Origin of the sequence: Sporomusa acidovorans (genome assembly GCF_900101845.1) — a bacterium.
Classification (GTDB): Bacteria; Bacillota; Negativicutes; order Sporomusales; family Sporomusaceae; genus Sporomusa; species Sporomusa acidovorans.
In genome coordinates this window covers 1-12349 of record NZ_FNAM01000002.1, presented here as the reverse complement: position 1 = coordinate 12349, position 12349 = coordinate 1, and the positions used below count along the sequence as shown (strand labels likewise).

9 protein-coding genes and 1 pseudogene are annotated in these 12349 nt (G+C 42.2%); 8 read left to right on the top strand and 2 right to left on the bottom strand.

Annotated features, from left to right (window positions below):
- The first annotated feature begins 1 nt into the window (after position 1).
- The 4 genes from BLR65_RS02265 to BLR65_RS02250 all read left to right on the top strand — a co-directional run bounded on the left by BLR65_RS02265 (position 2) and on the right by BLR65_RS02250 (position 5561).
- On the top strand, positions 2 to 802 hold the full coding sequence (locus tag BLR65_RS02265) for a 4Fe-4S dicluster domain-containing protein (RefSeq protein WP_093792072.1): 801 nt from the start codon (positions 2 to 4) through the stop codon (positions 800 to 802).
- Positions 803 to 855: 53 nt separating this feature from the next.
- Positions 856 to 2877: an oxidoreductase gene (locus BLR65_RS02260; RefSeq protein ID WP_093792070.1), complete on the top strand. Its 2022-nt coding sequence runs from the start codon at positions 856 to 858 to the stop codon at positions 2875 to 2877.
- A 40-nt stretch (positions 2878 to 2917) separates the two neighbouring features.
- A complete protein-coding gene (locus BLR65_RS02255; RefSeq protein ID WP_093792068.1) occupies positions 2918 to 4030 on the top strand; it encodes a uroporphyrinogen decarboxylase family protein in 1113 nt (370 codons plus the stop codon).
- A 295-nt stretch (positions 4031 to 4325) separates the two neighbouring features.
- A complete protein-coding gene (locus tag BLR65_RS02250; RefSeq protein ID WP_093792066.1) occupies positions 4326 to 5561 on the top strand; it encodes an MFS transporter in 1236 nt (411 codons plus the stop codon).
- Positions 5562 to 5674: 113 nt separating this feature from the next.
- Here the strand turns inward: BLR65_RS02250 and BLR65_RS02245 are convergent, their stop codons facing one another.
- Positions 5675 to 7720, bottom strand: a complete 2046-nt coding sequence (locus BLR65_RS02245) for a sigma-54 interaction domain-containing protein (protein ID WP_093792064.1) — start codon at positions 7718 to 7720, stop codon at positions 5675 to 5677.
- Positions 7721 to 7967: 247 nt separating this feature from the next.
- Between BLR65_RS02245 and BLR65_RS02240 the strand changes: the two genes are divergently transcribed.
- The 4 genes from BLR65_RS02240 (at position 7968) to BLR65_RS02220 (ending at position 11909) form a co-directional block, all read left to right on the top strand.
- A complete protein-coding gene (locus BLR65_RS02240) occupies positions 7968 to 8555 on the top strand; it encodes a GNAT family N-acetyltransferase (RefSeq protein ID WP_093792062.1) in 588 nt (195 codons plus the stop codon).
- 1046 nt (positions 8556 to 9601) lie between these two features.
- The gene (locus BLR65_RS02230; RefSeq protein WP_093792060.1) at positions 9602 to 9931 is read left to right on the top strand and encodes a hypothetical protein; all 330 of its coding nucleotides are present in this window, start codon (positions 9602 to 9604) and stop codon (positions 9929 to 9931) included.
- Positions 9932 to 10657: 726 nt separating this feature from the next.
- Positions 10658 to 11206, top strand: a complete 549-nt coding sequence (locus tag BLR65_RS02225) for a hypothetical protein (protein WP_093792058.1) — start codon at positions 10658 to 10660, stop codon at positions 11204 to 11206.
- A 61-nt stretch (positions 11207 to 11267) separates the two neighbouring features.
- A complete protein-coding gene (locus tag BLR65_RS02220) occupies positions 11268 to 11909 on the top strand; it encodes a lactate utilization protein (protein WP_093792056.1) in 642 nt (213 codons plus the stop codon).
- Positions 11910 to 12110: 201 nt separating this feature from the next.
- Here the strand turns inward: BLR65_RS02220 and BLR65_RS30345 are convergent.
- Positions 12111 to 12349, bottom strand: a pseudogene (locus tag BLR65_RS30345) (IS1634 family transposase); the annotation flags it as partial.

Below are 12349 nucleotides of genomic sequence, written 5' to 3'. Positions count from 1 at the left end.
GATGAAAGTGTTTGTTGTTGATGTCGCAAAATGCAACGGTTGCTACGGCTGCCAGCTTGCCTGCAAGGACGAACACGTGGACAACGACTGGATGCCCTACGCTAAACCACAACCTGATACGGGACATTTCTGGATGAAGTTAATTGAAAAAACTCACGGCCAAGTGCCAAAAGTCAATTTAGAGTATACTCCCTATTCTTGTATGCATTGTGCCGATCCTGCCTGTGTCAAAAAGAGTGACGCGTTTTATCAGAGAGAAGACGGGCTTGTAATTTTAGATCCCGTAAAAGCCGAGGGGAAAAAAGAACTCGTAGAAGCTTGTCCCTACGGTGTTGTCTATTGGAACGAATTTTTGAATATTGCTCAAAAATGTACAGGTTGTGCCCACCTTGTAGATGAAGGTCAACTGCCACATTGTGTAGATTTATGCGCTACCGGCGCGCTACGTTTCGGAGAAGAAGAGGAATTTGCGGGAGATATTGCAAAAGCGGAGGTCATGAGACCGGAGCTTGGTACGCGGCCACGCACGTATTACCTAAATTTGCCTAAGCTATTCATCGCGGGCGAAGTATGGGATCAAGCCAGCGATGAGATCATTGAAGGAGCGAAGTTGACACTCACCAATACAAGTGGAGTCAAAATGGAAGCAGAAAGTGACGACTTTGGTGATTTTTGGTTTCGCAAGCTGAATCCTGGTACCTATACATTAAAGGTTGAGGCTGCAGGGTATCAGACAGTAGTGAAAAATACCATAGAATTGCAGGATAGTTTAAACATTGGCGATATCCCTATGCAAAAGTAAAATTTGGTATCTTCAAGATATGATATTCACAGACTCTATAATAAGGCGGCGCTATGATGAACGAATTAAAATACAAGCATCTTTACGAGCCCATTCAATTAGGCAAAGTGTTGTTCCGTAACAGGATTTTTGCATCCCCGCAAGACTACCCCGGATTAACTGACGACAGATTCCTTACAGAAGAAGCAACCTATTTTTATGAAAGAAAAGCCGTGGGTGGTTTTGCTTCCGTTTGTGTCGGTGACATGATGGTTGACTATAAAACAGGGCGCAGCCATCTGTTTCAGATGCGAGGTAACGATATTTTAGGCAAAGCCAATCTTACCCGTACCAGTACTGCTATCAAGCGCCACGGGGCTGTAGCGGCGATAGAGCTTGTCCATGCCGGTCAAAACGCGAATCTTGATCTTATGCCTGATAATAACGGATTCGTTTATGGCCTAGTTGATGGCATGCGTCCGGATGGTGTTGAAATCCAGGCGATGAATGACGAACAAATTGAAGACTTGATTATGGCGTATTCTGATGCAGCCGCATTCGCCCGGCAGTGCGGTTTTGGTATGATCACCCTTCACGGTGGTCATGGCTGGCAGATAGCCCAGTTTATTTCGCCGCGTGATAATAAACGCAGAGATAAATGGGGCGGATCAATTGAAAATCGTATGCGGTTTCCCTTAACTGTAATCGAAGCTATTCGCAAAAGAATCGGCAATACTGTGCCCATCGAGTTTCGGATGAGTGGTACCGAATGTCTGCCTGACGGGTATGAAATTGATGAAGGCGTCAAAATTGCGCAGGCTTTGGATAGCAAGGTTGATCTTATCCATGTTTCTGTCGGGCATCATGAGATTGATGCCGCCGCAATGGTTACACATCCGCCAATGTTCTTGCCTGACGGCTGCAATGTGAAATATGCCGCAGAAATAAAAAAATATATAAAAACTCCTGTTGCCACAGTCGGTGCACTGACAAATCCTGAAATGATGGAAGAAATTATTGCATCCGGCCAAGCTGACATAGTTGCTCTGGGCCGGCAGAGCCTAGCCGACCCCGATCTGCCGATTAAAGCACGTATCGGTCTTGAAACCGAAATTAATCCCTGTCTGCGCTGCTTTAACTGCTTTTCCAACAGTACGGTTGGCGGTGTTTTCTATTGTGCCGTCAATCCGGAAATCGGCCGTGAACAGGCCAGCATGACGGAAATGCCGCCACGCCATAAAAAGACAGTCCTTGTTGCCGGCGGCGGTGTTGGTGGAATGCAAGCAGCACTTACTGCTGCCAAGCGCGGACATAAAGTGATTCTTTGCGAAAAAACAGACAAATTGGGCGGAGCATTGTTATGTGAAGAAAAAGTACCTTTTAAATCGAATCTCGCCATTTATCTAAAACATCAGGTTGCAAAGGTAGCTCGCGCTCCGATTGAAGTTCATCTAAACACAGAGGTTACCCCGGAGGTTGCCCGCTCTTTCCAGCCGGATGTGATTATTGCAGCTTTGGGAGCCCGGCCGATGGTTCCTTCCATAAAGGGAATTGCTGGAGAGAATGTTGCCGGGGCAGAAGAAGTTTATTATCATCCGGAAATTGCCGGTAACAACGCTGTTATTATGGGTGGTGGGCTTGTTGGCCTTGAGCTTGGTATATTTCTTGCCCAGACAGGGCATAGAATCACAATTGTGGAAATGGCCACTGGCACAATTGCTACTCCACCTGCGGCCAACGGCACGTCCGGCCGCATGAGCGGTATTATGGACATGAGTCTCGGACATCCACTTGTTCATGGGGTTGCATTGATGGAGCAATTGAAAAAACTGCCTAATATGCTGATTTATGTTTCTACTAAAGCAGTTGAAATCACGGCTACAGGTTTGATCATTGAAGATTCTGACGGGATTAGAACCATTACGGCAGATACCGTAATTTATGCCATTGGGCAAAAGCCGCTAAGGGAAGAGGCCGACGCTTTGGCGGGCTGCGCTCCAGAATTTTATCAACTGGGTGACTGTGTGACACCAAAAAATATTTATGAAGCAACATCTGTTGCCTATCAGATTGCAACCGATATCGGCAGGTTTTAGCTTTAAGAAAAATTTAATGTTACAAAGGAGTTGTTCTATAATGAAACCAGCCCAAGATTTGCTTAACGAGCACATAAACAGGCTTTCTACAGCCGTAGCACTCGAGAAACCGGACAGAGTACCTGTTGTACTAGGAATTGATGCATTTTGTGCGCAACATATGGGAGTAACGATAGCTGATCTAGTCAATGATTTAGACAGATCCAACGAACTTATGCTGCAATCCATGCAGGATTTAGGCGATGTAGATGGGACTATGCTTACTGTTATTACAGCTCATGTTGTAGGCCCGGCCTTCCTGTGCAACGTGAAATTACCCGGACGTGAGCTGGGGGTTAATGATTTATGGCAGGTTGACGAAGTTGCGGCAATGACGCTTGAGGACTATGATACGATTATCAATAAAGGCTGGAATTATTTCTTTAATAATTTTTTACAAAACCGGATTCCTAAAGCATGGGGAGACTTTCAACATTTTTTTAAGTCCGATTTCAAAAAATTCGAAATGAAATTTGTCAATGCCGGGATATTGCCATTTTGTTCGGCTACAGCCACACCACCTTATGACTATTTCTGTTTCGGCCGCGGTTTGACCAATTTTACTAAAGACATTTTTAGACATAAAGACAAAGTAATAGCAGCTGCGGATGCCGCCATGGTTGATATTTTGCAGAATTTACGGCAGCAAATTCGTGCAGCGAAGCCGTTTTCTGTCTTTGTTGGTGCTCCTCGCAGTGCCGGTGAACTTGTCTCTCCGAAAATGTGGAATACGTTTGTTTGGCCATATCTAAAAAGGATCGTTGAGACTGTTGTTGAGGAAGGTTCGATTGCTTATCTTCATCTTGACGGAAATTGGGAGCGTGACTTGGCAAAATTCCGCGAGCTGCCAAAAGCTAAATGTATTTGGGGATCGGATCATGCTACAGATATTTTCAAAGTGAAAGAAGTACTAGGCGATCATATGTGTGTATTTGGTGATGTGCCAGCAGCTCTACTTACACTTGGTACACCTGATGAAGTGTATAATTACAGCACCAAATTAATTAATGAAATCGGCCCCGCCGGCTTCATTCTGGCTCAGGCTTGTTATATGCCTGCTAACGCTAAAGTAGAAAACGTTAAAGCCTTGGTTGCAGCCGCTAATGGAAAATAAGAGAGGTTCTACCGGAAATATTCAGAATGCTAAATTCACTTATGCTTCCAAACCCAAAAGGATATTTTCTTTAATAACTTCAGTGGATAGAAAAAATTTATTATATTGTCGGAGGAGAAAAAATGTGTTTTAGACCACCAAAAGTAGAAAAACCAATTAAATGTGAAGCTTGCGGAACAGTAAATTTGCCTAAATCGGTGAAATGCAAAAAGTGTGGGACTGAATTAAAGAAAAATAATGTTTGTTATTAATAGTTAGCTTTCTGAGAAGAAAACTGAAAAGGAGGAAAACTTCCATGAATAAAGCATGGATGATGGCAATTATTGCGATTCTAACCGGTGTAGTATTTGCAATGGTTCTGTTCAAGGTACCGCCAACCATGGTGGTGATTATGAAAGACTTGAATGTAGGGTTGACAGTAACAGGGTTATTAATGTCAATGGTTGCTATTTCTAGTATTGTTTTGGCTTTGCCAGGGGGAGCCATTATGCAAAAAATCGGACCTAAAAAACTAGGCCTGATTACAATTGTTTTGGCTTTGTTCGGCAATATAATTGGAGCATTTGCTCCGAATGTTACGGTGTTACTTATCAGCAGGCTTATTGAAGGCTTAGGATTCGGGTTGATACCACTGGTTGTGCCAGCAATTATCGCTGCATGGTTTCCCGCGGAAAAGCGCGGGTTACCAATGGCTATATGGACTCTCTGGGTCTCGATTGGTATGTTAATTGTATTTAATGCAACAAATTTTATCGTTCCCGGGTATGGCTGGAGAGGTGTATGGTGGTTTGTCACAATTTTGTTAATTGTGTCTGGATTCTTATTTGCTACAGTTATTAAATTGCCGGAAGTGGCCGGGAGAAGGGGTTCAACTAATATTTCTGACAGTTCCGCAGAAAAGGTTTCTCTTCTAGAAGGGTTTAAAGCACCAGCGGCATGGATGCTGGCTATTATCTTTGTGGTATTCTCTTTTGGAAACGGGGCTTTTACGGGGTTCTATCCCACTTTCTTAGTTCAAAAGTTTGGTATTGACATGGCAACGGCAAACTCTTATACCAGTATTGCAACTACAGGCATGATGGTTGGTGGGATAATCATTGGATTTCTTTTAAACCAAGTGCCGAATAAATTCCATAGCATTGTGATGATTGTTTGTATGGCAATTACAGGTTTCTTTTTCTATGTTCAATTTAAAATTACTTCGCTTGAATATATTGTACCTTTAATGTTCATAATCGGAATGGCATCTCAATTGATTCCGCCTGTTGTATTTACAATGGCGCCGGAAGCATCTGCTCGAATGGAAACTATAGCAGCGACTATGGGGATTATTTCATTGGGGTCAAACCTCGGCGGTATGTTTAGTACATTTGTTGTTGGCATTTTCGTAGAACGGTCAGGCGGGGACTGGGGTGCAGCGCTTACTCCCTTGGCAGTAGCTGTCATGATCGGCCTACTTGCTACAATTATATTGCATTTTCTTACTAAGAAAAAATATGAAAGGGAAACCAGCCACAATCTTAGTATGTGATATTAATTGTGGGATAAGAACTTTAGAGTTTAAAAGCAAGAACAGTAGCTTTACCATAAAAAACGAGTTCATTTAAATGGACTCGTTTTTTATGCAATAGTATTCCTATATTTTTAATAAGGAATATCATATTGTTTAAGCTTTTTATACATAGTTGACTTACCCAATCCCAGGAGCTTCGCGGCATCTGCAATATTATTATTCACGTGATTCATAGTATTTCTTATTGTCGCGATTTCCAGTTCTTGCAGCGTCATAAAAGGGCTATTCGTAAAAACATGGCTGTTCATTGAAATATCAAAATTATTCCCCAAATTTATTATATCCTCAGGTAAATCGAACACCTTTATGATTCCATTCTGAGCTACACTAACTGCATAAACCATTGCGTTTTCAAGCTGACGAATATTCCCCGGCCACTGATATTCCAGCAATTGATTTTGAACCTCATTACTTAAATCTGGAACAGAGCAGCCAATTTTTCTGCTGATATTATTAATAAAATATTGGGCAAGGTCAATAATATCTTCTTTTCTTTTCCGTAACGGTGGTATTTCGAGTTTGAAAACTGCTAACCGATAATAAAGGTCCTGCCTAAAAGTTTTATCCGCAACCATAGAATGCAAATTTTTATTACTGGCGGCGATTACCCGAAAATCGACAGGAATATATTTTTTTCCGCCTATCCGTCGCACTTTTTTTTCTTCCAAGACGCGTAATAGGACAGGCTGAATTTCCAGAGGCATATCGCCAATTTCGTCTAAAAAAAGAGTCCCTCCGTGCGCTAGTTCAATCAGGCCAGGACGGCCTTTTTTTTCTGCTCCGGTGAAGGTACCGCCTTCATAACCAAATAATTCACTTTCTATAAGGTCTCTGGGCATTGCTGAACAATTGATTGAAATAAAAGGACCTTCCGGTCGAAAAGTGCTATGAATGGATTGGGCAAACAGTTCTTTGCCTGTTCCGCTTTCACCTTGAATTAATACGCTGGCATTTAGTTTAGCAAATTGTCTGGCTTTTTTGATTGTTGTAAGTAATAACGGGTTTTTTCCTTTGATACTATCGAATGAATAAGTTGCTTGTGCCCCTCGCCAATCATTCACTAACTTTTTGATATTTTCCATGTGCGCAAGGTGAATGACAGCCCCGTTTACATTTTCCTCATTTTCACCTAATATCGGGTTAACAGACATTAAGTATTGTTTTTCCATTGTTTTATTGGTTACTGTTATTTCATGGTTATTTATAGTTTTCGCACTCTCTAAGGCCTGGGTGATAAGCTGAGTTTCTTTAAAATATTGCTTAAAATTACTACGAAGTACTTCGTCGCTGGCAGTATCCAAAATTCTGCATCCCTCTTCATTGATATGAGAAATTAAGCCATCCTTGTCAAGGGTAATTAAACCGCCATCAATAACAGATACTGTGGCTTTAAGAATTCCATTACTCATTTCTAATTGATCATTTGCTTTTGCAAGCATTAAATGCTTTTCAATTGCAACTGCCATAGACGATATCCAGCCTAGAGAATGTGTTTGCATATTATGTATGTTTTTATTTGCATATATCTGATAAATAGTTAATGTGCCGATTAAATCACCATTTTCAAAAATCGGGGTAGAAGAGACAAGATTGTCATCTAAGTGTACACAATAATTGTACGGTCCGATAAATTGCACTGGCCGGCGAAGCATGCAGCATAATCCATGAGCTGTAGTTCCTATTACATTTTCATTAAGTAGTGACCCAAATGGTGGTATCGGAAGAATGTCATTGTCATTTCCTTCTATATATAGGTTGGTACCATTTTCATCGGTCAGCATCATCCTATAATCCGAAGCGGACAATAGGCTGAGGTATTTTTTTATTAGCGGAATAGTTGCCTGCATAAGTAATTTTTTGTTTTTGGCTATACGATTTAAGCCTTCAGGAGAATTTTTTTGTGCGGTGAGTTTTTTATAAGGATCGAGTCCGTATTGTTTTGATCTTATCCAAGATTCAGCTACTTCCAAAGGAATATATGGTGAGTTTCTCGGGTCTATGTTTTGTTCAAAAAATTCTTTTTTGCATTCCCGTACTTTTTGCCAGATATTCAAATCTGTTATAATACTTGGATTTATTGTAAAATTATTTTGGTTTAAAGGTTCTGTTATTTTCATATAATTCACCTTTATTGTGCAATGTTGATGCATTATTTTGTTTCAACTATTAAATTATTCTAGATATTCTGGCAATGTCCTGCGTGTAACGCCACTTCGTACTCTTGGTTTGTAAATAAATAAAATTTGTTATCTTTATCTGGAAATTAATGAATATATTGGTGCTTTAGCAGTATTATAAAAACAGGAGGGGCGATTTTCAGTTCAGCACCCATGCCCCAATTATTCTTGTTAAAGGTGGTTTACCATGGATATTGAATACCGTGAAGCTCAAAAAAAGGATTGTCCAATCATGGCTGAGTATATCTATAGTGCCTCTGACGGATTACTGGATTATTTGTTTGAAGGCATTATTCCAGGAATGACAGTTACCCAGCTTTTAACCCATGGCCTTGAGGATGAAACCAGGTATAATTCTTACAAAGGTGCTCTTGTTGCAGAATATAATCATAATATTATCGGTATGATACAGTTATACCCTTCGGTATACCATCGAATAGATGATGAAATGAGATCATTCATCCCTGGAGAAAGATTGAAGAAACTTATAGAATTTTATAATTCAGGAATTGAAAACAGTCTTTTAATCAATGCTATGTTCGTTCATAAAGAATTCCGTTGTAGAGGTATCGGTACTGCACTTATATCCTTAGCCAAATCCAAAGCTGAATCCCTGGGCTTCCGTAAACTTAGCCTATTTGTTTTAGCAGACAATATAACCGCACAAAAAGTTTATCATTCTAACGGCTTTCAGATGATAAGAGAAATCGGATTTAAAGACGAGGCAAAAATTAATCATGAAGGTGGGTTTTACTCAATGGCTTGTGATATTTAACCAATGTGGAAATGGTGCGTATAATTCGGGTGCGTCATTCAACAGTTTTAGAATTAGGAAGTGGGAAAAGCAGATTTGTAGCGTTGGCTAACAGAATCGATACCAGAGCCCGCTCCGCTACCGCATCTTCCGTAAGCCGTCCTCGGGCCTCATTTGGAAGGCGACACAGTTTTACAACAAAGCCAGAAACAAGAATTTTCTTTTTTACCCTTGGAAAAATATGTTATACTAAGTATACAGGCTGCTCGGGGGACGGTTAGCCCCTTCCTGATAAGGGAAGGGGGTGGTACGATGACTGTTTACGAAGCATTGACATTTGCTGTCGCATTTGCCACGCTCATGGTATTGGTCACGACCAAAAAGAAATAGCCGCCCCTCCCCAAGGTGTGCGGCTATTTCTCAATAGTTTGTAACATATGGGCTAACCGTTTCCCGGTTAGACAGCCTGTAGGGCTGGCGTGTTAGAGCACGTCAGTCCTTTTCTTATATTATACCCATAGGAATAAAAATATGCAACCGGTCAGGGAAAAATCCCGCCTGCGCGGCTTACGTTTACTTGCAATTCGCTGGAAATGAGCTATAATTAGAAATAGGTGGAAATTAAAAAGTCGCCGTGACCCGGAAGTGCAGTAACACTCCCGCGGCACGCGCAGGTGAAAACAGCACCTACACGTAACAGTCAAGCTGTCCACGACGACATTTCTATTATACAACGCCGCCCGTTTGAACACAAGCGAGGCGCAGTGTGTAACGGAGATGCCGGAGCAAGGCAAGAGCAGACTGTGCGACTTCATGCAGCAGATGATGAGCCTATCCTTAATAAACCATCAACGGAAAGGCAAGCGTTCGCTTACATATTTCTTGACTGCTTTTCTGTTGAAGCCGGTTATGTTCCGGCTTATTGGTATTGGGGATTTAGCAGACGACGAAGCAAAGCGCATGTGTAGGGTTATAAACCTCGCATGCGCTTTTTAATTTCCCCCTATAAAAAAAGCTGGCGGCAGCGCTAACGTGTATGCCGCAGCCTAAGTATAGGGGGCTTTGTTGTGTTAAACCATATTTTAAACCAAGCGCTTGAGCAGTACGTCTTTGACAGAGCGGATAATATCCTCAGTATAGCCGGTGTTGCTGATGCCAAATACAGGAAAGCAGAGAGAGAGGTCGAGTCTGTACTATCACAGCTTATGGAAATTGCCCGTGAACTGGAAGCACAGCAGCCGGAATTGCTTTGTCTGGTTATGGAGTATGAGGCAGCCGCTAACTTTAAATCCGGACTAGCGGCTGAAATTGTTTATCGGGAAGGTATTCGGGATAGCTGCAGCGTACGTCAAGAATTCGCTGCTTTTATGCAACCAGACGGCCCAGTTATGTTTTAGGGAACCCACCTCTTGCCTCCCTCGCGTCGAACAAACGGGAGGGAGAACCGGCCAAACCCGCACCGCCGTATTCCGTGCGAATGGGCCTGCCGGCAGCAAGGGAGCCGCGAACTGCGCGGCGGAAGAAAATAAAAATGCCGCCCTTGTTTTGAGAAGGCGGCATGGTGATCTGATAAAAGCCAGCGACAAATTTTTTTCTGTTCGCTCTGGGAAAATATGCTATAATTAACGTAACAGGTTGTTGAGGAGCGGTTAGCCATTCCCTTTGTAGAAAGGGGGTGGTATGATGATTTCAATGTTTGAGGCAATGTATCTCATGATTGCATTTACAACACTCGTTGTTTTGATCATAAAGCAGAAATAACCGCCCCAGGCTAAGGATTGCGGTTATTCTTGAAATAACTAATCGAGGCCAACCGTTTCCGGTTAGACAATCTGCAAGGCTGGCGTGCTAACGACACGTCAGTCCTTTTCTTATATTATACCCATAGTCTGAAAAATATGCAACAGCCAACGACCTTTTCCGGAAAACGCATGGGTAGCCACAAACAGCCGCGTCCGGCGGACCATAAAAGTTTCTTGGTTCAGAAAAAATCGATTCTGAGTTTCGGACTATCGCTTCCGGAAGCGATAGCTGCAAATCCGCAAAAATACTGGATTTATTATCTATGCGGATAATGGTATAATAAAAACAGGGACTTTTGTGGAAAAGCGGTGGAGCAAGCCATGCAGACAAGTCAGGTTGGACAACCATACATACCGGGTCAGGTCAATTTGGAGGAAAAGACGGTTTATCGATTCGACAATGACGGTCATAGCCTTCTGCTCTGTAAAGCAGGGGTTAACGCTCGGGAAATCAAGGATATGCAAGACGGTATGGCAGAGTTAGCTCTCTATATTGATGGCCCTATTCTTTTTTTGCTGTTTAAGTTTGGAGCCGGCAAGTGGAACGATGCCCCTTATTCCTGGCATACTGTACCACTGGGAGTTCGCGTTTATCCGGAAGAGATTGACGATGCAAGCACACTAACAATTGTTCTTGTCGAGGCTGCCGACGGTTTGGTGAAAGTGGCGCGAAGAGTCAACCTGACTTCAGAATTTGCCAACAAACTGAATGAGGCCATAACCGTCCAGGCCAACGGCAGCTTTAACGGCTTATCCTATGCCAAACATATCAATCTGGTGTATAATCAGTATGCTGCCGAGGACATGGTCAAAATGGCGTGTGCACATATGGTGCTACATCCCGGCAGCAAGGAAATCACCAGTCCTTAAAAGTGTAGTTGGGCAAGTGCCCTTGATTTCCTAATACAGAGTAGTTGGGAGGAAAACGATAATGAGTGAATTTAAAACATGGCATAATCAAACAATCGGTGCCAAGGTCGTTGAAGCCTTGCAGAAAAATAATTTTACCGCAAGCTATGTCAATACCCGGAAAGAGGCATTAGACAAACTGGCTTCCCTTATTCCCGGCGATGCTACGGTAGGTATTGGCGGTTCCTGGACAATTAAAGAAATTGGCATTGACACTCTTCTGGAGGAGCGCGGAAATACAGTATTTAATCATAATAAACCGGGTCTGTCGCCGGAAGAATCGCTTGCCTTGCGTCACAAACAAATGTCTTGTGATGTGTTCTTAACAAGCACCAATGCGCTTACCCTAAAAGGCGAACTTGTCAATGTCGACGGCTCAGGCAACCGGGTAGCGGCCATGATATTTGGGCCCAAGAAAGTCATTGTGGTGACCGGTGTCAATAAAATTGTTACCGACATTGATACCGCCATGGACCGGATAGAACTGTTCGCTGCACCCATTAATAATAAACGTCTCAACCGGCCTAATCCGTGCACGGCGACAGGTGAATGTATGGACTGCCAGGGACCAACCAGAATTTGCAATGTCACGACCGTTATGCATAAAAAACCGGCTGGTGCCGATGTAGAAGTAATTATTATTGGTGAGGAATTGGGCTTCTAACTGATACAATTATTGCAGCTGACACCTTGCAGATCTAAGCAGCGCTGCAGGGTGTTTTTGATTAAAAAAACGCTTGCCTTCTTTTACCGGGCTATGCTATGATCCTGTCTTTGACAGTTGAAGACTAAAAAAAGCTTGAGAAACCTTGATTTACAAGGTTTCTCAAGCTTTTTGTGTTTTTGAAAAAGTGAGTAATTTTTTTTATTTTTTTGTCATGTTTAAAATTTTTTTCATCTGTGTTTTTTTTATGATCTGATAGTCTGTTCGAAACCCATAAGTTTCATGTAGCACATCTGTAAAATCAGTTCTTGTGTAGGTTGGTATATAACCTTCGCCCTCAATCTCATAGAAATTCATTTCCTTCAGGCCGTTGATTATTTCTTGACACGTAAACCGATTGTCTAGTTTCTTTTCCAATAACCGATAAAGAACAAGTGATA

Excerpts from the sequence above, each read along its gene's own strand:
- BLR65_RS02260 (WP_093792070.1), top strand. The coding sequence starts at position 856 with ATGATGAACGAATTAAAATACAAGCATCTTTACGAGCCCATTCAATTA.
- BLR65_RS02255 (WP_093792068.1), top strand. The coding sequence starts at position 2,918 with ATGAAACCAGCCCAAGATTTGCTTAACGAGCACATAAACAGGCTTTCT.
- BLR65_RS02240 (WP_093792062.1), top strand. The coding sequence starts at position 7,968 with ATGGATATTGAATACCGTGAAGCTCAAAAAAAGGATTGTCCAATCATG.
- BLR65_RS02245 (WP_093792064.1), bottom strand. The coding sequence starts at position 7,720 with ATGAAAATAACAGAACCTTTAAACCAAAATAATTTTACAATAAATCCA.
- BLR65_RS02250 (WP_093792066.1), top strand. The coding sequence starts at position 4,326 with ATGAATAAAGCATGGATGATGGCAATTATTGCGATTCTAACCGGTGTA.
- BLR65_RS02225 (WP_093792058.1), top strand. The coding sequence starts at position 10,658 with ATGCAGACAAGTCAGGTTGGACAACCATACATACCGGGTCAGGTCAAT.
- BLR65_RS02220 (WP_093792056.1), top strand. The coding sequence starts at position 11,268 with ATGAGTGAATTTAAAACATGGCATAATCAAACAATCGGTGCCAAGGTC.
- BLR65_RS02265 (WP_093792072.1), top strand. The coding sequence starts at position 2 with ATGAAAGTGTTTGTTGTTGATGTCGCAAAATGCAACGGTTGCTACGGC.